Origin of the sequence: Comamonas sp. w2-DMI, from assembly GCF_040187735.1 — a bacterium.
Taxonomy (GTDB): Bacteria; Pseudomonadota; Gammaproteobacteria; order Burkholderiales; family Burkholderiaceae_C; genus Comamonas; species Comamonas terrae.
The window spans coordinates 478,502-502,846 of record NZ_JBANEL010000001.1; the positions used below are offsets into that span (position 1 = coordinate 478,502).

The window sequence follows — 24,345 nt, forward strand, 5'->3', positions numbered from 1 at the left end:
AATACCGGCACCATGCCGGAGGCACCCGAGCATGCCATAGTCCGGCGCTTTCTGCTGCGGGTGCCGGCGTGGCCTGTCAGTTGGCGTACGGGATCCAGGCATCGCTGCCGGACTTGAGCAGATATTGCCCCTGTTCGTCGCGCATGACGACCACGTCGGCGTTCTCGGCGACAAAGCGTGTTCCCTGAAGCTGGGTGACGCGTTCGGCCAGCGGCTGGGCTCCGGGCCGATAGGGGCTGTCCTGCATCAGGCTGTTGACCAGGGTGAAGAGGTCGAAATAGCTCGTGGGCTTGCTGACGATGAGCGGGCTGGCCGGAGAGGAAGGCCCTGCTTCGCCGCCATTGGATGCGGCACGGGGCATGCCGATCAGCTTGATGGCCGTGGGAACCAGCGTCACCCGGGGACCGGGAATCTCGCGCATGCCCGAAATCTGCATCTTGTCGCCGCGCAGGGAGGCTCCATGCTCGGGTACCAGCATCAGCAGCACCGGACGTCCGCTCGCCTCCAGGAGGCTGATGAAGCGGTCAAAATCGGACAGCAGCTGTGTCAGACGGGGCTTGTAGGTCTGCAGGCTGTTGCGCGAGGCGATGCCCGGAACACGGTTGCCGTCGTGCAGCGTGATGGTGTTGTAGTACAGGGCCACGGGCTCGGTGCCGCGGCTTTGGCGGTCCTTCCACCACTGCGACAGCAGGGCGAGGTCGCTGTAGACGGGAGATCCGTCGAAGCTTTGCATGGCTTCGGGCGCACCCTGGTTCTTCTCCATCTTGCCCGCGAAGCCGCCGCGCTCCTGCAGCGACTGCGCAAAGCCGTCGAATACGCCGTTGTGGTTGAGCAGGGCGCTGGTATGGTAGCCGGCCTGCTCCAGGCTGGGAAACACGTTGCAGGCAGCATCGGTGCCTTCGTAGAGCGCCTTGTGCGGCATCTGGCCGCAGCTGCCGTGCAGCACGCGCAGCTGGGCCGGCCCGCTGTAGCTGGCCGCGCTGTTGAACTGGGTGAATACGGCGTCGAAGCGCTGCAGCAGCGGCGTGTCGCGCAGACCTTCGAATTCCATGTCGTCCCATGCCAGCGAGCACACATGCAGCAGGACGATGTCGAAGGGAGGCGTATTTCCTGCCGCGGCGAAGTTCAGCCGCCGCTGGTGTTCGCTGGCGTAGAAGTTGCTGAGCAGGGCGTCTGGCGTGGCAGGCGCTGCAGCCATGTCGCCGGGTTGGGCATTGTCCCGGGCCTGGGCCAGCACGGGCTTGGCCGGGCCTTGCTGCAGTCGGGCGGCAAGCGGTACGCTGAGGATGGCCAGCAGGGCAAAGGTGGCAAACCGGATACGCCGCGCCAGCACGCTGTAGAGCACCAGCAGCACAAGAGCGACCAGCAAGGCCTGCAGCGGCACGACGCGCTGGACAAGCTCCAGCATGTAGCTGGCACTGAAGCCGGAGAGGGCGGAGATCTGCGACAGCACCCGCGAGATAGGCGGGAAATGGCTGTCGTAGTACAGCAGGGCGATGCCGGCGGCCACGGCTGCAGCCAGGCGCAGGTTCTTCCACAGCCGGGTCTGCACCGGCCAGAACACCACGGCAGCCAGCAGCAGATTGGGGAGCCAGTGCAGGTCCAGATACCCGGCGTAATGCAGGCCGACTTTGGCCAGAAAGTAGAAACTCCAGTAGCTCATGGCATGCTCTTCAATGACGTAAAAAGGGACTGCCGGGCATTGCGCAGCTCTGCATTCAAGGAATGCCAGAATTTCCGGTAGCCGTGCAGGCCCAGTGCGCCCAGCTCGTACAGACCCTGCATGGGCTTGTCGGTATCGTGCTCGTCGCTCCACTCGCGCCATGCCGCAGGACGGGCAAACGTGCATTGCACCAGCTGTATCTGCTGGGGCTTGGACAGCGTGCCGAATTCCAGGCCCACGGCGCCGCTGGCATGGCAGGCAATGACACGCGCGGGAAAGACGCATTCGCGCTCTTCGAACCACAGGCCCACATCCAGGCTGCTGCCCGCCTCCAGGGCCAGCCCCGAGGGGGCCTGAAGGCCCAGGCCCGACATCGAGAAATCGGTACAGCTGGCGCTCAGCACGTGGCCCGTGGGCAGGTACAGTGTGGCCGGCAGGTCGGAGGCCACGCGGTGCATGCGGCGCACCTGCTTGGACTCGGTGGCCACGCCCAGCGCCGTGCCGAGCATGAAGATGCTGTAGGCCGTCCAGACCATGTTGAGCAGCACGGTCAGCGGCTCGTCGGAGTTGGCATATGCCAGGCGCCAGACACCGGCAAAGAAGGCCGCGATGTTGAGCAGCACCAGCACCATGTAGGGCCGGGAGATGGCCCAGTCGAAATAGGTGTGCGTGACCAGCCCGCCCTTGGCGGTGACGTTGAACTTGCCGTGGCGCGGCGAGAGCAGGGCCACCGTGGTGGGCAGGGCGATGTACCAGGCCAGCACGGTCTCGTAGACCTCGGCCCAGAACGTATGGCGGAATTTCCCCTGCACATGGGCATTGGCGATATTGGTCTGCAGTATGTACGGCAGCACGTAGAGCATCAGCAGCAGGGCATTGGTGTTGATGATGTGCAGCTCGAAGAACAGATAGGCCATGGGGGCCGTGAGGAACACCAGCCGCGGCAGCCCGAAGAAGAAGTGCAGCATGGCATTGGCGTAGCAGATGCGCTGCCACAGGCTCAGCCCGGCCTTGAGGAAGGGGTTGTCGAGGCGGAAGATCTGCGCCATGCCGCGCGCCCAGCGGATGCGCTGGCCGATATGGGCGGACAGGCTCTCGGTGGCCAGTCCCGCGGCCTGGGTTTCGTTGATATAGGCGGTGTTGTAGCCCTTGGCGTGCAGCTTGAGCGCGGTATGGGCGTCTTCGGTCACGGTTTCCACGGCGATGCCGCCCACTTCCATCAGCGGGCCTCGGCGCAGAACCGCGCAGGAGCCGCAGAAGAAGGTGGCATTCCAGAAGTCGTTGCCGTCTTGGATCAGCCCGTAGAACAGCGCGCCTTCGTTGGGTATGCGCCGGAAAGTGCCCAGGTTGCGTTCGAAAGGGTCGGGCGAGAAGAAGTGGTGCGGGGTCTGCAGCATGGCGCACAGCGGATCGCGCTGGAACCAGCCACCGGCGGTCTTGAGGAAGCTGCGCGTGGGAATGTGGTCGCAGTCGAAGATGGCGACGAGTTCTCCGTCGGTTTGCGCGAGGGCATGGTTGAGATTGCCCGCCTTGGCATGCCGGTTGTCCGTGCGGCAGATGTAGCCCACGCCCAGTTGGTTGGCGAAGTCGCGGAATTCATCGCGGCGACCGTCGTCCAGGATGTAGACCTTGAGCTTGTCCTCGGGCCAGTCCAGCGCCATGGCGGCCAGCACCGTGGGCCGGACCACGCTCAGGGGTTCGTTGTAGGTGGGAATGAAGACGTCCACCGTGGGCCAGGACGACGGCGGCCCGGACAGCGGGGCGGGCTTGCGCTGCAGCGGCCAGGCCGTCTGTATGAAGCCCAGGATGACGATCAGCCAGGTGTAGGCTTCGGCGGCCAGCAGGCCATAGCCGAGAGCCGCTTCCAGCGCGCTGTCGAACTGCAGCGTATTGTTCATGCGCCACCAGGCATAGCGTCCCATGGCCATCAGGCTCAGCGTGGACAGGGCCAGCGACGGAAAGCGCCCGGGCAGCTTGCGCAGGACCAGGGACAGCAGCCAGATGACGGTCAGGAACAGCAGCTGCCCGGCCCAGCTCAGCGGCGTGGTCATGACCACCGCCGTGACGGCGGCGCCTGCCCCCAGCACGGCCCAGCGCATGCCCGGAATGGCGAACAGCGGATGCAGCAGGGTGTCGGCCTGGCGGCCGAAGGCGTCCGAATCGATGCGCGCTGCCACGCGCTCGGCGCCGCGCATGGCCATGCGTATGGGCCAGGACAGGAGCAGCAGCAGCGGGCGCAGCAGCAGCCACACGCCGCCCCACATCCAGGCCAGGGCCTGGAGCATGGGCTGCAGCACCGCGGCCAGCAGGCTTTCCAGGCGCATGCCGTCCTGGCGGCTCGAGGGATCGGGGCGCAGGAACAGGGCCAGCAGCCACTGCTGCGGCGAAGCACCGGGGGCCAGCTGCAGCTGGCGTGCCAGCCATCGCAGCGGATCGGGCACCTGCGCGGCCGTCAGGGGCAGCCAGGCCTGTGTGCGGCGGGGCAGCACGAACAGCCGCCTGGCCCACGAGGACCACCGCGCAGGCTGCTCCACGTGCAGCTGATTGGCCAGCCAGAGGGCGCTGAAGTGCAGAGGATTCATGGCGGATCCTGGGGCAGCAAGCCAAGGTCTGACAGCAACCGGAAAGCCAGCCCCTGGAAGTCGTGGGCGGACTGTGCCTGGGGCATGCTCTGGTGCACGCACAGGCCTTGCGACAGGGCTTCGCAGATGGCCTCGTCGTCGTGAATGAGATCCAGCAGCAGGGCATTGCCCCATTGCTGGCGCAGGCGCTCCAGCGCGGCCTGCTGGGACGGGCGGCGCGGCGCATAGCGGTTCACGACCAGCCGCAGCCGCGCCCCAGGCGCCAGGCATTGCTGCAGGGCCTGCACGGCCGGCTGCGCCTGCAGGGCGCGCTCGGAGGCGTCGAGCACCACAACCGCCAGATCGGCTGCCTGCAAGGCCTGCCGGCCCAGGGGTGTGCAGGGCGAAGGCGCATCCATGACCGCCAGGGCAGAGGAGGGCAGGTCCAGGGCCTGGAGGTTTTCAGCCAGCCAGCCGGGGTGCCGCAGCCAGTGCGCCTGCAGGCGGCTGCAAGCCTCATCATCGAGGCGGCCGTGCGGCAGGTATTGCAGCCCGGCGGAATTGGCCATGGCGGCCTGGCCCCACCATTGGTTGTGCAGCAGCGCATGGCTCCAGCCTTGCGCTGCGCAGGAAGGCAAGCCCAGATGGCGGCCCAGCATGTTGCCCGGGCTCAGGTCCAGCGCCAGGCAGACGCTGCCGCGCTGCGCAGTCAGAGCCGCCACGTGGGCTGCCAGCGTGGTGCAGCCAGCTCCTCCGAGGGGGGAAAGAAAGACGAGACGTTGCATGGGGCTTAGCCTTTGCCGGTATGGCGCGCCGACGGCGCCGGCGGATAGGGCTGAAGGTAGCGGGGGCGATACCATCGGCGCAGCAGCTTGCTGGCGGATTCGGCGCGCCCGAGCAGCCACAGCGCTGCGGCGATGGCAATGCCTGCGGCGATACCTGTGAAGAAAAGATAGGACGACATGGCGTGTTCTTAGGCGTCGTGGGGCTGTGCCGGCCGCCTGGCAATGGGACGGCTGCTCATGGCGGGGGCGTGTGGAACGGTGGCAGCCGGCTGCGCGATGCGGGGCAGGGCCGCCGGCTGCCGGGCGGCCTCGTGCGGCTGCAGGGACGTTTGCCCCTTGCCTGCGGAAACCGGTGCCGCCACAGCCGTGTAGTCGGGCAGCCCGGCTTCGGCGGCGGATTGAAGCCGATCCAGCAACTGCAGCATTCCTTCATGGCTGCTTTCCGAGATCTGGGAACTGAACAGCTGTGCCAGCGGTTGGCGGAAAAGGCGCGGCAGGGCGGTGTCGACGTCCGATTCCCCGCAGGCGAACAGGAAGACGTAGATGGAATCCTGGTCCGCGGTGATCAGGTCGCCATCGCGCGAAGGTCGATACGCCGCGATTGCCTGGACATGCGAGGCATGGCTGAGCAGCCGCAGCCGGATCAGGCTGTGGCTCAGGCCGATGGCCTGGGTCTTGCGCAGCATGCCCCGCGTCAGCGCACAGAAAAGCTCGGGCCGCTGGTAGCCGAGCTCCGGTACCGGCATGAAGGCATGAAGGGCCTGCTCGTAGTTTTCTGGCACCTGGCGCGAGAAACGCTGGGACTGCAGTTCCTTGAGACGCTGCAGCAGCCGGGAAAAATTGAGTTCGCGGTAGATGACGTCGTTGGCGCCCAGGCGCAGCAGCGCCTGCTCGCTGTTCAGGCGCAGCTTGCCTTGGGTTTCCCTGACGACGATCTTGAGCGTCTGCGGATGGGTGCACCGCAGCCGGTGCACCAGCCGTGCCAGGGCCTCGAATTCGACGCTGCTGCCGGCGTCCAGCAGCACCGTGGCACCGATGGCATGTTGCACGGCTTCGGGGATGAGCTCCCTGGTTTCAATCACGTGCCAGGCCGCGGGCGGCTGGCGCTGATCTGCCACAGCAGCCTGCGTGGCGTAGATTTCCAGCTCGTCGGGCGTATGGACGAGCTGCGCTGCGGCGCCCTGCATGACCACGCCGTTGGCGCGCATGCGCTGGGCGGGTTCCTTTCCCGCCAGCCACTGCAGGCCCAGCCGGGTGTCGAAGATTGCGCCATGCGCGCTGTTCCAGCGCTCCAGATACAGCGAAAGGCCATTGGCATCCTGCTCGAGAAAGGCGCAATACGCAAAGGCATGGGCAAAGCTGCTCAGCATGCCCCGCACTTCGTCGTCAGGAGCCTCGAAGCACAGTATCACCGGTGCCTTGCGCAGGGCGGCCCACTGGTGGAGCTGGCCGGCAAAGCGGTGAATGCGCTCCAGGGAAGCGCCGGTGAACAGCGGGGAGGCATCGAGCACGCACAGCGCCTGCCGTGCACCCAGGCCCGCGCGTTTGAGATCCTTGCGCAAGGCAGCAAAGCCGGTTTCCTGCAATTGCCTCTGGGCGGCCTCGGGCAATATCCAGGCCTCGATCCGGTCGGCTGTGGCGGCCTGCGTGCCCAGCAGGCGGTCGAGCAGGGGCGCATCAGGAGCGACCAGCATGGTGGGAAAGGCCTGACACAGGTCCTGGACCAGGTGCCGGCGCCAGTTCTCGAAAGCCGGGCCGGGTGGGCCCGCCAGTGCAATCACGCCATGGTGCGGCAGCTGTCCCATGCCGTCCGGCAGGCCGTCGATACCCAGGCCCATGGGTGGTAGGGCTGCACGATTGCTGGAAAGATCCGTAATCTGTTGCATGTCAGAAGCTCGAATAGGGCTGTACGGGGCGGGGCCGGTTCGCGAGCGGTGCCGTCACGGGATCGAACAGGAAGCGCGCGTAGAGCATCAGGCTGGTGGGCGCGTAGTATGCCGAGCGGTCCATTTCGAACTGCGCCCCCAGGGCCAGGTTGGAAGTGAGCTGGTGCTCGAGGACCGCGCGCAGCGACCTGCCGAAGCCCGTGCTGCTGCCCCCTGCATAGACGGCCGACCGGCCCAGCGCATATGCCTGGGCTTGCAGCTGCGGGTCGGTGGGGAAATAGTCCGTAGGATTGCTGGAGCTGCGGGAATAGGACACCGAGGCGCGCAGCAGCCAGGTCCAACGGCCTTCGCGGCCGCTCCATTGCAGCGGCAGGGCGATGGAGGCATAGCGCTGGGGGCTGTAGTAGCCGCCATGGCCCCAGCTGTACTCGGACAGGTCGCGCGCATAGCCCCAGAAGGATAGTGCGGCACCCAAATTGACGACCTGGCTGGGCGTGCGCCAGATGTCGCGATCCAGTGCGGCGCGCAGCTGCCAGCGGGTGTTGCTGCGCACGTTCTTGCCGGTCAGGGCCGCGTAGTTGCCGCTGAGCGAAGCAGCAAAGCCGCCCACATCGGTGGAGGCGCGTGCGGACACGCCCGTGGCGACCACGCCGCCCCAGGTCTGGCCGGTGATGGGATCGTGTGCTCCGCCATAGGAAAGAAGGCTGCCGGTCAGCGGGCGGCGCGACACCTCTACCCGGTAGCCGATATCGCGCCAGTCGCCGGTATGGGCAATGCCGCCGACCACATTGGTGACGGGCATGCCTGCGCCGGTCGTGCCTATGTCCCATTGCCAGCGGTCGGCCTGATAGCCGAAGCCGACGTTGTATCCGTCTGCCTTGGAATGCGCGCCCGTGGTCGGATACCGGGCCGAGGGCCAGGCTGCCACCTGGCCGTAGCTCAGCGCGTCGTCGGCGTTTCCGGGCAGGGCGCCGGCATCGAGATGGACCTGGTCCACGTGCAGGAAATAGAGGCCGTCGTAGCCGCGCGGGAACCATGCCACGGCGGGGCGCTCCCAACCATGAAGGGAGGAGATGCCGTCGGTGGAGGACTTGCGCAGTCCCGTCTGGCCGACTTCGACCCAGCTCTGGCGGCGTCCCTCTATGGATGCGATGTCCGACTCGATCTTGGCCACGGAATCGGGCAGGGCGATGCTGTCCGCAGGCAGGCTGCGGCGTTCCAGGGCCAGTGCGTCGCGGTAGGAAGACAGGGCCTGGGCATACCGGCTTTCCGAGCGTTCCAGGCGCGCGCTGTGCAGCAGCACTTCGGTGTCGTCCGGGTTGACGGCCTGCAACGATGCCAGCAAGGCCCTGGCCTGCTCCGGCTGGCCGGCCCGCTGCCACAGTCGAACCAGTGCGAGCTGACGGTAGGGCTCCTGGCCGGCTGCGCGCTGCTGCGCCCATTGCGCTTCCGATCGGGCGGCCTCGAGCTGGTGCATGCGTGCAAGCGCATTGCCGCGCCCTATGTGCAGGTCGTAGCTGTCAGGCGTGTCCTTGAGGGCGATGTCGAACTGCTCGAGCGCCGCGGCGTTTTCGTTGGCCGCAAGCATCAGGCGGGCGCGGGCGGCGCTGCGCTGGGCCTGCGTGGTCCGGCCCTGGTGCAAGGGGGAGCCTGCAAGCCGCCGGGCCTGCGCCGGGCGGGCCTGTGCCATGGCCAGATCCACCTGCCGTTCCAGGTAATCGGCCTGTATGCCCAGCAGGTCAGCATCTTGCTCGGCCGTCCAGTCCTTTCGTGCCAGGAGCTGCGGCAGAAGGGACTGCAGCCGGCTGTCCTCGGCTGCGCGGCCGAGCAACTGCGCCTGGCGCAACCGATCGGCAGGCCCGGGAGCCGGCAGCCTGGCCATGCGGCGGTCAAAGACGGCCACGGCTTCCTGCGGCCGGTTCATGCGGAACCAGGCACTGGAGACCGCATACAGCAGGTCGCTGTCGTTGCCTGCCGCTCGTTCGGCCGCATCCAGCCGGGCCCGGGCCAGGGCGGGATCGCGCGCGGTCTGGGCGATGTAGGCATGGATCTGTGCACTGTTGCGCAGATTGCGCATGGATTCGCTGTACGCGGCCTCGGGGATCTGCCGCATGTCGAACAGCGCGCCTTCGTCGTCATTGACAGCACTGCGAATCAGGGCCCGTGCATAGCGCATGTCCGGTTCTGCAGGGGCGAGGGCGATGCCCGCATCCATGACCTGCAGCGCCGATGCGGGCTGCTGCATGCGCAGATAGGTGCGTGCGAGCCGGTGCCTGAGCCAGGGATCGGCAGGCGTGAGCTTCAGGGCCTGCTCCTGAAGGCCCAGCGCCTTGCTGAGCTGGCCGGCCTCAAGCGCCGTATTGGCTTCGCGGTCGAGCACACTGGCCTGCACGGGCTGCAGGTCCCGGGCCAGACCGGGCTGCTGCTGCGCGGTCTGTTCGAGCAGCTGGCGTGCGCGCTCGGGGTGACCCTGGGTGGCATAGAGATCGGCCAGAGCGGTCAGGGCCGGAACATTGCCGGGACTGCTCCGCAGGGCCTGCCGGTAATAGGCTTCGGCGCCGGCAGCATCCTGCTGGCGGGCCTTGATTTCTCCGGCCAGCATCAATGCCTGCAGATTGTCGGGCTGCTGCTGCAGGGCTTGCTGCGACAGCTGCTGCGCTGCCGCCAGATCATCGGCCTGCAGCGCGGCTTCGGCGGCGCGCAGATGGGCCCAGAACTGAGCCGTGGCGCGCAGGTCCTGCCATTTGCCCTGGCGGTCTATGGCGTAGGCTTGGTCCAGCAGGGGCAGCGCTTCGGCATGGCGGCCCTGGCGCATGCGCAGCAGGCCCTTGCTGCCCAGTGCCTGCGCATCGCGCGGCCTGCGCTGGAGCACTTCGTCGAAGCTGCGTTCGGCCTGCTCCAGCTCACCCTTGTCCAGCGCGGCCAATCCAGCCCTGAGCGCGACGCTGGCGGGATCGCGCGCGGCCTGCGCTTGCTGATCCCGGGGAGGGCCGGACTGGGGCGACACTCTGTCCGTGGCCGGGTCGGTGCGTGCAGCGTTGGGAGCAGCAGGCTGTGCCCCGTTCTGGGCGTTCGCCGGCTGCGCCGAGGACTCGGGGTCGCCACCGATGATCTGATAGTACTCGCGCATCAGGCTGCCGGTCTGCGGCGGGCCTGCCGGAAAGAGCTGCCGGGCAATGGCCGCGGCTTCGGCCTTGCGCCCGGCGCGGGCCATGAGCCGCATCTGCGCCAATTGCTGCTTGCCCGGGCCGTATGCGTTGATCAGCGCGGCAAGGTCGCGGGCCGACTGGCTTGACGGATGGATGCTCTGCAGGCGGGCGAGAATGCTTTGCGCTTCCTGGGTCTTGCCCTCCTGCAAGGCAATGTCCCCCAGCGCGGCCAAACCCTGGGGCGAACGTGGATTGATGCTCAGCAGCTTTTCTATCGACTGGCGGGCCAGGTCGGCGCGCTGGCGGCCGCTCCACATCTGGGCCGTGCGCAGCAGCTCGGCCTCCACGGCCTCGCTGGCGCCGGACTGCGCCATGGAAGAGGTACAGCACAGCAGCGCGGCGATTGCGATGGCGCCCAGCGGCTGGTATGTGCAAGCGAAAGGATTCATGGTCGGGAGGTCCACTTGGGCTGGAGTTCGCCAAGCCTGCCAAAACGGTATTGCTGCTGCATCCAGCCGAGCCCGAACAGGGCCAGGCATTGTTCGTAATACGCCGTGGGCCGCAGGGGCTGCTCTTGCAGACGGGTCTGCTGGGCACGCACGGCCTCCTCGTCGCCCTGCGCACTCAGAAATGGCAGCATGGCGGCACTGAAGCCGCTGGGCGCGGTGCCCGTGCTCTCGCCGCTCATGGGGTCTATGCGCTCGGGGGGGGCGGCCGGTGTCATGCACCAGCCTGGCCATGGGGCGCAGCGCCGCAAGGACCTGCGCGCGCGATGCGGCCTCGGGGTGCAGCATGCCGGCCCAGAGATAAACACGGATGGCGTTGTAGGCACCCTGTGCCTTGTCCTTGTCCGGGTCCTTCAGAAAACCTTGCTTGGCGTCGTAGATCACCCAGTCGGGCGCGATGCCCTTGGGCGCCGAGTCCACGATGAGCCTGAGGGAGCTGGCCTGCAGTGCCTTCCAGCGGGGCTGCTGGGGCAGGGCCTGGGCCAGCCGGTCCAGCACCTGCAGCGGCACATAGCTGGGGTTGAGGCGCCATCGGCCCTCGCCCAGCTTGAAGCCCTGGGGGCCGGGCAGCAGCGTGGGGCCCAGGCCCGGCAGGTCTTCGGTTTCCTTGTCCAGCAGCAGCGCGCCCATGACCGAAGCCATGGCGCGATAGCGCCGGTCGTTCCACAGCCGTCCCGCCTCCGCCAGAAGGTAGACGATCCACAGGTCGGCATCGGAGGCTGCATTGGTATCCAGCGGCCCCCAGCTGCCATCCGGCTTCTGTCCCCAGAGCCAGGCAGGCAGTGCGGTGCTCAGGTCGCCGGCGCACAGGTTGTTTTCCGTCCATTGCAGCAGCAGCTCGAAGGCCGGCCGGTCATTGGCCGCCAGCGCAAAGAACAGGGCATAGGCCTGACCCTCGGAGTAGGTCTGGCCGCCTTTTTCATCGTCGGAGACGATGCGCCCGTCCCGGGTCATGAAGCTGCGCTTGAACTGCTCCCACATCGGCCAGGGTGTCGTGGCCGCCCGGGCCGGGCGCGCCGCCAGACCGGTCAGCGGCCCGGCCACAGTCAGGCTGGCCGCCGACAGCAGCCAGTTGCGGCGCTTGAGCCGCCGCTCAAACATTGTTCCTGCCGGCAAGCCGGCGGGCAGCCAGGGAGCGCAGCGCCCCGTAAACCAGGAAAGTGAGCAGCAGGCCCGTGGCGATACCGGCCAATGCCAGGGCCAGGGGGTGGTTGTGCAGATGGAACCACATGCGCTGCCACCAGGGCAGGTCGCCCACGTAATAGACAGGATTCACACGGAAGCTCTCCACCTGCTCGGCACGCAGAAAGCTCAGGTCGCCGCGCATGGCGCTGATCTTGGTTGAATCGCTGAGGCCTCTGGAGATATGGCCCATGGCGGCATCGTCGCTGGCTGTGAGGCCCACGATGCTGCGGCCCTTGTGCAGCGGGGATTCGAAACCCACGATGGCCGCCAGCGGGCCTTCACCCTCCAGCGTGGCCAGTCCGGTGGTGGCGGGCGTGGGGGCGTCTGCAGCGTGCTGGAACAATTCGCTCAGCGAGCCGATGGCGCGTTCGAGCAAATGGGTGGTGCGCTTGCCGGCTGAAATCAGGGTCGGGATATCCTGAGACCACTTCTGCAGCAGGCCGTCCTTGTCGCCGGCGGAGACCAGCAGAATGTCCGTATCGCGCGCCTTTTCGATCTGGTCCGCATTCAGCAGGCTGAAGCGTACGCCTGCAAGACCGGTCGCGGCACTCATGCGTGCCATGGCCGTCAGGTAGGCCTCGGCGTCGGCTGCAGTGGGATGGTTGGGCAGGACAACGGATGTCTGGCTCAGATCGGCGTATTTGGTGAACGGATAGCCGCTATTGGCATAGGCCGCAAGATTGGGCATGGGCAGGTAGTGCCTGAAGCCTCTGAGGTCAATGCTGGATTCCGGGTCGATGGCGGCACGCAGCTCCGTTGGCTGGGTGGAGCGGCAACGGCCCAGATCGGCCGCCGGCAGCTGGAAGCCCAGCTGGAGCTGGTTGTCTCCACCGACGAGGAAGGACGGAATGCGGAAGTCCGAGCTGGTCTGGGTGCTGCCGTCCTCGAACAGAGGCAGCATGATGGTGCTTCTGCCACTCTTGTCGTCATCCGCAGCTTGCAAGGGATAGGCTTTGATGAACTGATCGTTGATGGAAAGGCTGAGCGAGCCATGCTGCGAGACCGAGTTCGGCGTGTAGCGATAGTTGAGCTGCAGGGGGACGCCCCTGCCTTTCCAGGAGAACAGATCCGGCGCCATGCGCGCGGGAATGTTGATGGTGTTGTTGAGCGCGTAGCCCCGCAGCTGGAGATCCGAAGGGTTGTCCACCAGTTCGGACAGGAGAACCGGCCGCTTGGTGGTCAGCCAGCGCGGCGCGTCATAAGCCTTGCGCTTTTCGGGGTACTCCAGCTTGGTCACCTGCATGCTGCTGCCGGTCAATGCAGCCTTGCCTAGGGCCAGTGCATCGGCGGCCTGCTGCAGCTGTGCATCGTCCTTGCCCTGCACGACCAGCAGCTTGACGGTCGGATGCTCAGGGTGCGACATCATGGTCAGCGTGGGCTGCGTGACGGCGGGCTGCTCCTTGAGGAAGTCGGGGCGGTGTTCGTTGGTCGCGAACACGATCGCATGGCGTTGCGGCAACTGATTCTCGAAAATCGGGAAGCGGTTGCCGCGATAGCCTGCAAGCATGCCCAGCCAGCTGGCTACAGAGCCGGCCGCCCTGAGCTGGCCCATGTCGCCGGCATTGGCCACAACGATTGGAACGTTGACGGTCTGGTTGTCCCGGGCATCGAAAAACGGGGCTGGCAAGAGCGCCAGATCATTGCTGAGGGGAAGCTGGCGCAACTTGAGGCTAAGCTGGCTCTCGTTGCTGATGGCGGCCCACAGGCTGGTGTGGTTGGGCATCTCGCAGTCCATCGTGTAATGACCGATGAACTGGAAGCGCAGCCTGTTGTAGTCAGTGAAAAGGCGGGCATCAATGGGCAGCTCCACATGCTGTGGTGTTCCCAGTTGTTCCTTGGTCAACGAGACCGTTTGCAGCAGTTCCTCGTTGAGAAGAATCTTGATATGCGACAGAGAAGGAATCAGTGCAGGAGACAGCGTAAAGGTCAGTCGCAGGAGCGCGGACTCCACCAGCTCGTCGCGGCGAATGCTGATATTGACATTGCCCTCGCTCTCCACGCCGCGCAGCATCATGGAGCTGCCCTGTCCCAGCTGCCGGAAGGTGGGCTCCAGCTCCCTGAGAGGAAGATTGGCTAAAGGACTTGCGGCCGATGACGGTGCGGCAGGCGGCAACTCTTGTGCAACGCTGACTGGCGAAGGCGCCAGCAGCGTCAGGCTCGCTGTAACCAGGGCCCACTGAGGAAGAATAGATTTCTTTTTTGTCTTGGACACGCCATCTCCTCTGCGTAATTCGTTGGAAGGGAGTGCGTTATGTATGCTTCCCCTATTGCGAAGGGTGTCATTTTGATGGATTTTCGATAGTCTTACATTAACGGTTAATCTTTAACATTAATTTTCACAATCGCTGTTGTTGTTCAACGAGGAAAAAGCAAAAGCCCGCTGTCCAAAGGAACAGCGGGCTTGACGTTTTTGGTGGGCCCTGAAGGATTCGAACCTTCGACCAACGGATTAAGAGTCCGCTGCTCTACCAACTGAGCTAAGAGCCCGCCGGTGTGAAACCGGGGAGTGGATCCGGCGTGTGCCGGATCGGTGAATTCTGGTGGGCCCTGAAGGATTCGAACCTTCGACCAACGGATTAAGAGTCCGCTGCTCTACCAACTGAGCTAAGAGCCCCACAAGATGCCTGCTGTGCAAGCGAGACCGCAATTATGCGCTAATTTTTACCCGCTTGCAGGCAAACCCTGATTTTTTCCTGAATTTTTTTGCCGCCGTATCGCCAAAAGCCTGCGGCTCCTGGGCTCTGCAGTGGTGCATCGGCGAGTCCGTGTTGCGGGCAGGTAAGGTTGATTTACTGCATGCCGTTGCGCTGTGCGAGCTCGACGAAGAGGCCGGCCTGGTCCAGGTCGGCCAGGCCGTGCTCCACGCCGTCGGCATACAGGCGCTCGAACAGCGCCGTGATGGGCGCCTGGAAGTCCAGTTCCCGGACCGTGGCCATGGCGTTGCGCATGTCCTTGAGCTGCACCGTCATGCGGCCGCGCGGCGCGAAGTCGCGCTGCACCATGCGCTCGCCATGCACCTGCAGAATGCGGCTGTCGGCAAAGCCGCCCGAGATGGCCTCGCGCACCTTGGCCGGGTCGGCGCCGCCACGCTCGGCCAGCAGCAGGGCTTCGGCCACGGCGCCGACGGTGATGCCCACGATCATCTGGTTGGCCAGCTTGGCCAGCTGGCCCGCGCCGTGCGGCCCCACGCGCGTGGCGCGGCCGAGGGCGGCGAACACGGGCAGGGCGCGCGCGAAGTCGGTCTCGTCGCCGCCAGCCATGATGGCCAGCGTGCCGGCCTCGGCGCCCAGCGTGCCGCCGGAGACGGGGGCATCCAGGTGCTGCACGCCCAGCGCCTGCAGCCTGGCGGCATGCTCGCGCGCCTCGCGCGGCTGGATGGAGGCCATGTCGATGAACAGCGAGCCTCTGGGCATGGCTTCGGCCACGCCCAGATTGAACAGCACGTCGCCCACGATGGCGCCGTTTTCGAGCAGGCTCACGGCAAAGTCCACGCCGCGCACGGCGTCGGCGGCGCTGTCGTGGACGGTGGCGCCGTCGGCGGCCAGCGGCTCGGCCTTGGCGCGCGTGCGGTTCCAGGCGTGGACTTCGTGGCCGGCCCGGGCCAGGCGGCGCGCCATGGGCAGGCCCATCATGCCGGTGCCCAGGACGGCGATCTTCAGACGTGTGCTCATTTCTTTTTGCTCCTTGGAGTCGTTCTTGAATGCTAAGGCCTGGCGGCATGGGCAATCGCCGGCTGGCGAACAGATCAGTTGTGCATGCGGTGGCTCCAATCGCGGCGCTGCACAAACAGCAAGGGCAGCCGAAGCTGCCCTTGATGCTTTTTTTGGGAGGTTCACCTTCGCGCCGGTGAGTGCGCTGCGGTTTACATCAGCAGATGCTCGCCCTGGTTGTCGCCGCCCAGGATCACGTAGTTGACCTTGCGGATGTCCATGAGCTTCTTGCCGCCCGAGTAGCTGATGGAGGACTGCACGTCCTGCTGCATCTCGGTCAGCGTGTCGGCCAGCTTGCCCTTGACGGGTTCCAGAATGCGCTTGCCTTCCACGTGCTTGTACTCGCCCTTGTTGAAGTCCGAGGCCGAGCCGTAGTACTCCTTGAACAGCTCGCCATCGACCTCCACGGTCTTGCCGGGCGACTCCTCGTGGCCGGCGAACAGGGAGCCGACCATGACCATGGTGGCGCCGAAGCGCACGCTCTTGGCGATGTCGCCGTGGCTGCGGATGCCGCCGTCGGCGATGATGGGCTTGGTGGCCACGCGGGCGCACCACTTGAGGGCCGACAGCTGCCAGCCGCCCGTGCCGAAGCCGGTCTTGAGCTTGGTGATGCAGACCTTGCCGGGGCCGATGCCGACCTTGGTCGCGTCCGCGCCCCAGTTTTCCAGGTCGATCACGGCCTCGGGCGTTCCCACGTTGCCGGCGATCACGAAGGCCGCGGGAATCTTGGCCTTCAGGTACTGGATCATGTTCTTCACGCTGTCGGCATGGCCGTGGGCGATGTCGATGGTGATGTATTCGGGGCAGATGCCTTCGGCCACGAAGCGGTCCACCGTGTCGTAGTCGGGCTGCTTCACGCCCAGGGAGATTGAGGCGAACAGGCCACGGCTCTGCATGTCCTTAGTGAAAGCCACGTTGTCGATGTCGAAACGGTGCATCACGTAGAAGAAACCGTTTTGTGCCAAGAAGGCGCAGATCTTCTCGTCCACCACCGTCTTCATGTTGGCGGGCACGACGGGCAGCTTGAAGGTCCGGTTGCCCAGCTCCACGCTGGTGTCACATTCCGAGCGGCTTTCCACGCGGCACTTGCGGGGCAGCAGAAGAATGTTGTCGTAGTCGAAGATTTCCATTTGATTCCAAGCTCCATAAGAGGTTGCAGCGAACTATTTCGCGGCAATGGGGCGCTTGGCTTGGAGACCGGTCTTCCGGCCCGGCAGGAAGTTGCGGGCAAAAAAAACCGGACCGCAAGAAACTTGGGCCCGGTGATTGATTGTATACGCCCTCGGCGGCCGGCGCGTAGTGCCCAGGGCTTATGGGGTTATACCGAAAACCGCAGCCATCGGGCAGGAAGGGGTGCTTCCATAGTCATAGCTTTTGCCGCTTGGGAGACATGGGTTTCAATGTGAATCAGCCGAGAAAATTCCGTGTGACATGCGCCAAGTGCTATTGTTTTTGAATCGAGACCCGCATTGCCATGCCCGGCCCGAAGTGCATGCGGGCATTTCTACAATGCTGTCCTATGTTCCCGATCGATCTGCTTGACGCCGCGCCCGAGGGCTCGCCGCACCCCTCTTCCTCGCCCCTGCTGGCCCACCTCAATCCGGAGCAGCTGGCGGCGGTGACCCTGCCGGCCGGCCATGCGCTGATCCTGGCCGGTGCCGGCTCGGGCAAGACCCGCGTGCTGACCACGCGCATCGCCTGGCTGCTGCAGACCGGGCAGGCCACGCCGGGCTCCATCCTGGCCGTGACCTTCACCAACAAGGCGGCCAAGGAAATGCTGGCGCGCCTGTCGGCCATGCTGCCCTACAACGTGCGCGGCATGTGGATAGGCACTTTTCACGGCCTGTGCAACCGCCTGCTGCGCGCGCACCACCAGGCCGCCAGGCTGCCGCAGGCCTTCCAGATCCTGGACACGCAGGACCAGCTGTCGGCCATCAAGCGCCTGTGCAAGCAGTTCAACGTGGACGACGAGCGCTTTCCGCCCAAGCAGCTGATGTATTTCATCGCCGGCTGCAAGGAAGAGGGCATGCGTCCCGGCGACGTGGTGGCCAGCGACCCGGACACGCGCAAGAAGGTGGAGATCTACCAGCTCTACGAGGAGCAGTGCCAGCGCGAGGGCGTGGTGGACTTTGGCGAGCTGATGCTGCGCTCCTTCGAGCTGCTGCGCGACGACGAGCACCTGCGCCACCACTACCAGCGGCGTTTCCAGCACATTCTGGTGGACGAATTCCAGGACACGAACAAGCTGCAGTACCAGTGGCTCAAGCAGCTGGCCGGCAACGAGGTCGGCGGCCGCTATGTGTCCGGCTCCAGCGTGATCGCCGTCGGCGACGACGACCAGAGCATCTACGCGTTCCGCGGTGCGCGCGTGGGCAACATGGCCGACTTCATCCGCGAGTTCGATGTGCGCCAGCAGATCAAGCTGGAGCAGAACTACCGCAGCTACAGCAACATCCTGGACTGCGCCAACGCGCTGATCAGCCACAACAGCAACCGCCTGGGCAAGAACCTGCGCACCGCGCAGGGGCCGGGCGAGCCGGTGCGCATCTACGAGGCGCCCTCGGACCTGGCCGAGGCCTCGTGGATGGTGGACGAGATCAAGCAGCTCGTGAAGAACGACGGCTATGCGCGCCAGGAAATCGCCGTGCTCTACCGCAGCAATGCGCAAAGCCGGGCCATCGAATCGGCGCTGTTCAATGCCGCCATCCCCTACCGCGTGTACGGCGGCCTGCGCTTTTTCGAGCGGGCCGAAATCAAGCATGCGCTGGCTTATCTGCGCCTGCTGGAGAACCCGCATGACGACACCAGCTTTCTGCGCGTGGTGAACTTTCCGCCGCGCGGCATCGGCGCTCGCACCATCGAAGTCCTGCAGGACACGGCGCGCAGCAGCGGCACGTCGCTGAGCGATGCCGTCACGGCCGTGGGCGGCGCCGCCGGCACCAAGCTGCAGGGCTTTGTGGCCAAAATCGACGTGCTGCGCGAGCAGACGCAGGGCAAGACGCTGCGCGAGATCATCGAGACCGTGGAAGAGGAAAGCGGCCTGCTCGAGCACTACCGCAACGAAAAGGAAGGCGCGGACCGCATCGAGAACCTGCAGGAGCTGGTGACCGCAGCCGAGAGCTTCGTGACGCAGGAAGGATTTGGCCGTGACGCGATCGCGCTGCCCCTGGACGAGCAGCAGAATGCGCGGCCTGGGCAGGACCTGACCCAGAGCCCGGCCAGCCAGGGCCTGGACCCGGACGCACCGCTGCTCGATGAGCCGCTCAGGCCGCCGGCAGGCACGGCCGCGGCCATGGTCAATGCGGATACGGGCGAGACCCTGTCGCCGCTGGCGGCCTTTCTGACCCATGCCGCGCTGGAAGCCGGCGACAACCAGGCCCAGGCCGGACAGGATGCGGTGCAGCTGATGACCGTGCATGCCTCCAAGGGACTGGAGTTCGACGCCGTCTTCATCGGCGGCATGGAGGAGGGCCTGTTTCCGCACGAGAACGCCATGATGGACCGCGGCGGCCTGGAGGAAGAGCGGCGCCTGGCCTATGTGGCCATCACGCGGGCGCGCAAGCGCCTGTATCTGAGCCATTCGCAGACGCGCATGCTGCATGGCCAGACGCGCTACAACGTCAAGAGCCGCTTCTTCGACGAGCTGCCCGAGGAGGCGCTCAAGTGGATCACGCCGAGACAGGGAGGCTTTGGCACGTTTGCTCCCCATTCAGGTGCATATGGCGCTTATGGATCAAGGGCTTCCGGCCAGTTGGGCTCGAATTCCGGCTGGGCCGGCAAGCCGGACGTGTTTGCCAGCCCGCCCGTGCCGCCGCGCAAGGCCGAGCCTTCGCACGGCCTGAAGGCCGGCATGAACGTGTTCCACAACAAGTTCGGCGAAGGCAAGGTGCTGGCGCTGGAGGGCACGGGCGACGATGCGCGCGCCCAGGTCAGCTTCGGCCGCCACGGCACGAAGTGGCTGGCGCTGTCCATCGCCAAGCTCACCATCGTGGAGTGAGTCCCGCAGCCCTGAGCGCCGCCCATTGAAAAAGCCGCCTCTCGGAGGCGGCTTTTTTAGGAGGCGCAGGCCGGCTTACTTGGCGGCCAGCTTGATCTGCGTCGGGGTGGCCGTGATGTAGCCGACGGTGGCAGCCACCTTGTTCTTGTAGTTGCTGTTGATCTGGGCATCGACCGCGTCCCTGACGGCCTGCACGGTGGCGTCGGTGTATTCGCCCGCGTGCTGGAAGCTGCTGAGGATGTAGGTCCAGCCGTTCAGGTCCTCCACGCCGTGCAGGCCGGTGGATTCGGCGCCGGCCGGGCAGGAGAGCACGCGCTCGAGCTTGCCGCTGTCCACGTTGTAGCCCCACATGAAGTTGTTGACGTGCTGGCCGCTGTCCTCGCCGATGAACAGCGTGCGCAGCTTTTCGGAGAACTTGAGGTTGTCGGGCTGCGAGATCTTGCCCGGGGCGTCGGTGTTGCCCAGGCTGTCGGGTGCGGCCAGAGGCTCGCCGGCCAGCAGCAGGCTGGTCTGGGTCGGCACCCATTCGCTGTCGATGGCGGCCCCCGTGTCGTCCTTCTGGCCACCGCCCAGCTTGTGCTGCAGCACGTAACCGGCCGTGCTCTTCGCAAAGCCCGCGAGGCTGGCCACCGGCACGGAGCCGGCAGGTGCGTTGAGCGGCAGTTCCTTGTTGTGGGTGCTGCCGGCCACAAAGGTGCTGGTGCTGCCGGACACGGCCGAGTAGGCGATCTTGTCCTTGGCGTTGACCGTCGTGCCTTCGAGCTTGTTGAACACCAGGCTGCCGCCTTTCAGCGCAGCGTAGCGGTGGGTCTCGAGGAAGGCCGCCGCCTTTTCCTGGCCGGGCTTGAGCCTGACCCAGGCGCTCTTGCCGCTGAGCTTGATCTCGGTGAAGCTGGCGTCGTTCGGGTTGGTCGTGGTCGAGGCGAAGATGCCGTTCTCCTTGAAGCCGGCCGCATTGGTCGTCACCGTGGTCAGGGCGGCGTCGTTGGCCAGCGCCTTGATTTCGTCGCTGGTGGCATGGCCGAGCCTGATCCACTGGATCTTGCCCGCACTGGTTTCATTGAGCGCCGTGACGTACTTGGCGACATAGAGCGTGCCCGACGAGAGGTCGCCGGCCTTGTCGGCCACGAACATGAACAGGCCGCCGTTGTTGGAGTCGTCGCCGCCCAGCACGGTGCGCTGGTCGGGGAACACCTGCACCAGCTCGCGCGAGTAGCGGCCCAGGTTGTAGTACTTCCTGAAGTCGGCCGTGCCGTCGGCCTTGACGGTGACTTCGGGCAGGTGGCCGTACCAGTAGGGATTGGCATTGGCGTTGCCGAAGGCATTCTGGCTGAAGGCCTTGAGCACCGACAGTTTCTGGTTGTCGCCCTGGTCGAAGGCGTCGGGATGGTATTCCTCGCTGGACAGGTGGGTACCCCAGGGCGAGAGGCTGCCGCCGCAGGGAATCCACAGGCCGTGCGCGTCGTTGGCGAAGGTGTTCACATTGTGGTAGCTCTTGAGCGTGAGCTTGCCGGTGGCGGCATCCTGGTTGAGCGTCAGCACGGCAATGGGCGAGGGCAGCATGCCGTAGGCGTTGGAGTTGTACTCGTACTGCACCACGGCATGGACCGTGTTGGCCGGCGCGCCGGCGACTTTCAGCAGGGAGGAGCCGTCCACGCAGTCGGAGAAGACCTGGCCGGCCTTGGTCCATTCGGCGGGAGCGCTGGCCTTGCTGTAGCCGTCCAGCGTGGCTGCCGTGCCGTCGGCGGCCTTGATGGTGGTGATGGGGTTGCCGCTGGCATCGAAGTAGCCGCCTGCGACGATCTTGCCGCCGCCGGTCTTGTCGACGCTGTCGCCCGTGTTGAAGAAGCCCTGGTAGCCCAGCACATATTCCTGCTGGCTCTGGTCGTCGAAATTCACTGTCAGCCTGGAGCCCACGCTCATCGTGGCCATGGCCTGGGGATTGCCGAGGGCGGGTGCGGCCATGCCCGTGAAGGTGGCCGAGACATAGTTGGGCTTGGCCGCAGGCGGCTGCACGGACGTGCTGTTGTCATCGCCGCCGCAGGCCGCAAGCAGCGTGGAGGCGGATACTGCGGAGCCGAGGGGCAGCAGGGGCGCGCCGGACAGGAATTGCAGGGCTTTGCGGCGGCTGAGCAGGGTATGGGACATGGATGGGCGTCGTGGCGTTGTAGATGTGATCGGCACGCTTCGAAGGTGCCGCGAGACTGCATGCACGCAAGGCACTCCTGGCGGAGTCCTCGGGCGGGCGCCATGAATGCTAGGAATCGCGCATGTCACGCCGGTTACCGTTGCATGACGGATTGGTGACATGGCGGGCTGCGCTTTGCGGCGGCGCCCGGAATGAAAAAGCCCCCGCATCCTTCGATCGGGGGCTGGGGGGGGCGGGCTGGGGCGCGGCCTACGGGATCTGCAGGTCGGCCACTTCGTCGGGCGGGCTGAAGCAGTCCCGGAAGGTGAAGACGATGGAGGTGAAGAACATGGCCGCCAGCATCATGGCCGTGGCGACCATGATGCCGCCGGCCACGCTGCCGATCAGCGCGGCCAGGATGCCGGTCACGATGGCCAGCGCCATGCCGAAGGCCACGAACACGGCCGCCCAGCCCAGGCCGAACACGACGAAGGCGCCGATATTGCGCACGCAGGCGACCCAGCTGAAGAACAGGGCCTTGGCAGGCGCAATGCCATGCCAGTGCACCAGGCCGGGCGCATGCCAGAACAGCATGGACAGCGGCAGGTACAGGCCCATGCTCAGCCACATGGCCGACTGGAACTCGGGAAGCTCGGCGATCTCGCGCGTCATGGGCGCGGCACCCATGTAGACGCTGGCGAACGTGCCGCCGTCGACGAGGCTGGAGACGCCGATGATGAGCAGAAAGCCGGCGGCATACAGGCCGCCGAGGACCAGCATGGAATGCAGGTGCTGCTGGCCCGAGCGGAAGGCCACCAGCAGCAGCGCCGGCGTGGGCTTGCGGCCGTGGGCGGCTTCGGAGGCCGCGACCATCATGGCCAGCGTGGCCGAGGGCAGCATGGCCAGCGCGATGACCGGGCCGATCAGCGGCAGGATGGTGACCAGGGACATGCTGGCCATGGCAAGAAAGAACAGGGCGGCAAGGGCCAGCGGCTGGCTCCTGAAGGTGCGCAGGCCCAGCTGAACCCACTGCAAGCCAGTGCGGGCAGGAACGATTTGGAGTTTCATGGAGACGGCAGAGGCGCCATTCGGCGGCGCATTCGACAGTTGGCAAAAGCCATGTGGATCACTGTACCTGAGAACCGCGCCACGGGGCCAAGAAAAGCCCCGTGCAGTGGCAGCAGGCCGGGCAGCGGGCGCGGCGCGGCCTTGGCAGCACCTTCAGGCCGGCGCGACCGGATGGGCGATGCGCTGGCCGAGCACGCGCTCGAAATGGGTCGGGTCGTGCGGCGTCAGCAGGGCAGCTTCGCGCGGCAGGTAGAAGTCCCACAGGCGCGAGATCCAGAAACGCAGGGCACCGGCCCGCAACTGGGCATTGAACAGCTCGCGCTCGGCGGCCGTGAGCGGGCGCACGGCCTGGTAGGCGTCGAGCATGGCCGTGGCGCGCGGTGCATCGTGCGCACCTGTTGCGTGATCGATACACCAATCGTTGAGGCAGACGGCCAGATCGAACAGCCAGGTGTCCACGCCGGCGAAGTAGAAGTCGAAAAAGCCGGTCAGGTGTTCGCCGTCGAACATGACGTTGTCGCGGAACAGATCGGCGTGCACGGGGCCGCGCGGCAGCGCCGCGTAGGTGGAAGAGGCGGCCACATGGTTCTGGTAGGCCAGCTCCGCGCGCAGCATGGCGGCGGCCTGCTCGTCCAAGTGGGGCAGCACCACGGGCACGGTCTCGTTCCACCAGGGCAGGGCGCGCAGATTGGGCTGCTGGCGCTCGTAGCTCTGCCCGGCCAAGTGCATGCGCGCCAGCATGTCGCCCACGGCTGCGCAGTGCACGGGCTGGGGTGCGAGCTGGCTCTTGCCTTCGAGCTTGTTGACGATGGCGGCCGGTTTGCCGCAGACCTTGAGCAGGATGTCGCCGCTGCGCGTCTCTGCCTGCGGATCCGGCACCGGGATGCCGGCCTGCGCCAGATGCTTCATCAGGTACAGGTAGAACGGCAGCTGCTCGGCGCCCAGGCGCTCGAACAGCGTCAGTACGTACTCGCCCTGGTCCGTGGTCAGGAAGTAGTTGGTGTTCTCAATCCCGCCCTGTATGCCGCGCAGTTCCTTGAGCGAACCAAGGGAGAGGCGGCGCAGCAGGTCGCGTGCATCCTTTTCAGAGACTTCGGTGAAAACGGCCATGATGGGAAAGCCGCCGGCCATGCAGGCCGGCAGGAGGAAACAGGTTCAATATGCAACAGGGCAGTGCCTGGAGCACTGCCCTGTCATGCGGGAAAACGGTATGCGCGGCTTCAGAACTTGATGACGTTCCAGACCCGTGTGCCGGTCGTGTCATTGGTGTCGCTGCGGCTGCGGCTGGAGCGGGCGCCATCGTTGGATTGCACCTCGTAGGAGGGCATTTCGCCCACCTTGGGCTGCACCGTGATGCTCTGGGTCTGCCCGCCCACGCGGGTTTCGTCGACACGGCTGCCGGCATCCTCCACGTGGATGCGCTCGATCCGCTGGTTGCGCTTGCCGGGCGCCGCCGAATTGTCCTGAGTGTCCTGGACGGCTCCCTGGCCGGCGCCCGCGGGCGGGCGGGCCTGTCCAGCCGCAGGGCTGGCCGGGGAGGCGGGGGCTGGGTCCTGGGCCAGTGCGAAGCCGCAGGCCAGACTCAGGGCAATGAAAAGGGATGGTGCGCGCATGGCCCGATTGTAGGGCGTGTTCGGGCCGGTCCGGCGTCAGCGCCCGGCGCCTCGTGGGCGGTGGGCGGGCCTACGTGCGAGCCCGGCTGTTTTT

The 24,345-nt window shown here is 66.0% G+C and carries 14 protein-coding genes and 2 tRNA genes; 1 reads left to right on the forward strand and 15 read right to left on the reverse strand.

Annotated elements, in window-relative coordinates; all coding sequences use genetic code 11:
- Positions 1-76: 76 nt before the first annotated feature.
- From bcsG to V8Z74_RS02240, 11 genes are all read right to left on the reverse strand, one after another.
- Positions 77-1,663 carry a cellulose biosynthesis protein BcsG gene (gene bcsG / locus V8Z74_RS02190; RefSeq protein WP_349707686.1) on the reverse strand — a complete coding sequence of 529 codons (1,587 nt, stop codon included), beginning with the start codon at positions 1,661-1,663 and terminating at the stop codon, positions 77-79.
- Positions 1,660-4,245 carry a UDP-forming cellulose synthase catalytic subunit gene (gene bcsA, locus V8Z74_RS02195; protein ID WP_349707687.1) on the reverse strand — a complete coding sequence of 862 codons (2,586 nt, stop codon included), beginning with the start codon at positions 4,243-4,245 and terminating at the stop codon, positions 1,660-1,662. Before bcsA ends, bcsG begins: the two co-directional genes overlap by 4 nt.
- A complete protein-coding gene (gene bcsQ, locus V8Z74_RS02200; RefSeq protein ID WP_349707689.1) occupies positions 4,242-5,009 on the reverse strand; it encodes a cellulose biosynthesis protein BcsQ in 768 nt (255 codons plus the stop codon). Before bcsQ ends, bcsA begins: the two co-directional genes overlap by 4 nt.
- Before the next feature lie 5 nt (positions 5,010-5,014).
- A complete protein-coding gene (locus tag V8Z74_RS02205; protein WP_157081840.1) occupies positions 5,015-5,188 on the reverse strand; it encodes a hypothetical protein in 174 nt (57 codons plus the stop codon).
- 9 nt (positions 5,189-5,197) lie between these two features.
- Positions 5,198-6,895, reverse strand: a complete 1,698-nt coding sequence (locus tag V8Z74_RS02210) for a BcsE family c-di-GMP-binding protein (RefSeq protein ID WP_083526505.1) — start codon at positions 6,893-6,895, stop codon at positions 5,198-5,200.
- A 1-nt stretch (position 6,896) separates the two neighbouring features.
- Positions 6,897-11,651 (reverse strand): cellulose synthase complex periplasmic endoglucanase BcsZ, encoded by a 4,755-nt coding sequence (gene bcsZ / locus V8Z74_RS02215; protein ID WP_349707690.1) that lies wholly within the window; start codon positions 11,649-11,651, stop codon positions 6,897-6,899.
- Positions 11,644-13,947: a cellulose biosynthesis cyclic di-GMP-binding regulatory protein BcsB gene (gene bcsB, locus V8Z74_RS02220; protein ID WP_349707692.1), complete on the reverse strand. Its 2,304-nt coding sequence runs from the start codon at positions 13,945-13,947 to the stop codon at positions 11,644-11,646. The genes bcsZ and bcsB overlap by 8 nt, the downstream gene beginning before the upstream one ends.
- A 199-nt stretch (positions 13,948-14,146) precedes the next feature.
- Positions 14,147-14,222, reverse strand: a tRNA-Lys gene (locus V8Z74_RS02225).
- Between the two features lie 51 nt (positions 14,223-14,273).
- A tRNA-Lys gene (locus V8Z74_RS02230) sits at positions 14,274-14,349 on the reverse strand.
- Positions 14,350-14,524: 175 nt separating this feature from the next.
- Entirely contained in the window at positions 14,525-15,406 is an 882-nt protein-coding gene (locus tag V8Z74_RS02235) for an NAD(P)-dependent oxidoreductase (protein ID WP_349707693.1), read from the reverse strand.
- A 191-nt stretch (positions 15,407-15,597) separates the two neighbouring features.
- Complete coding sequence (locus V8Z74_RS02240) at positions 15,598-16,575, reverse strand: GMP reductase (RefSeq protein ID WP_066472855.1); 978 nt, start codon at positions 16,573-16,575, stop codon at positions 15,598-15,600.
- A gap of 389 nt (positions 16,576-16,964) precedes the next feature.
- On the opposite strand from V8Z74_RS02240, the gene V8Z74_RS02245 reads away from it, so the two are divergent.
- Positions 16,965-19,442: a UvrD-helicase domain-containing protein gene (locus V8Z74_RS02245; RefSeq protein ID WP_066472852.1), complete on the forward strand. Its 2,478-nt coding sequence runs from the start codon at positions 16,965-16,967 to the stop codon at positions 19,440-19,442.
- 75 nt (positions 19,443-19,517) lie between these two features.
- On the opposite strand, the gene V8Z74_RS02250 is transcribed toward V8Z74_RS02245, so the two are convergent.
- The 4 genes from V8Z74_RS02250 to V8Z74_RS02265 form a co-directional block, all read right to left on the reverse strand.
- Positions 19,518-21,590: a PhoX family protein gene (locus V8Z74_RS02250; protein WP_349707694.1), complete on the reverse strand. Its 2,073-nt coding sequence runs from the start codon at positions 21,588-21,590 to the stop codon at positions 19,518-19,520.
- A gap of 250 nt (positions 21,591-21,840) precedes the next feature.
- A complete protein-coding gene (locus tag V8Z74_RS02255) occupies positions 21,841-22,638 on the reverse strand; it encodes a BPSS1780 family membrane protein (protein ID WP_349707696.1) in 798 nt (265 codons plus the stop codon).
- 153 nt (positions 22,639-22,791) lie between these two features.
- On the reverse strand, positions 22,792-23,748 hold the full coding sequence (locus tag V8Z74_RS02260; protein ID WP_349707698.1) for a homoserine kinase: 957 nt from the start codon (positions 23,746-23,748) through the stop codon (positions 22,792-22,794).
- Positions 23,749-23,858: 110 nt separating this feature from the next.
- On the reverse strand, positions 23,859-24,251 hold the full coding sequence (locus tag V8Z74_RS02265; protein WP_349707699.1) for a hypothetical protein: 393 nt from the start codon (positions 24,249-24,251) through the stop codon (positions 23,859-23,861).
- Between the last annotated feature and the right edge of the window lie 94 nt (positions 24,252-24,345).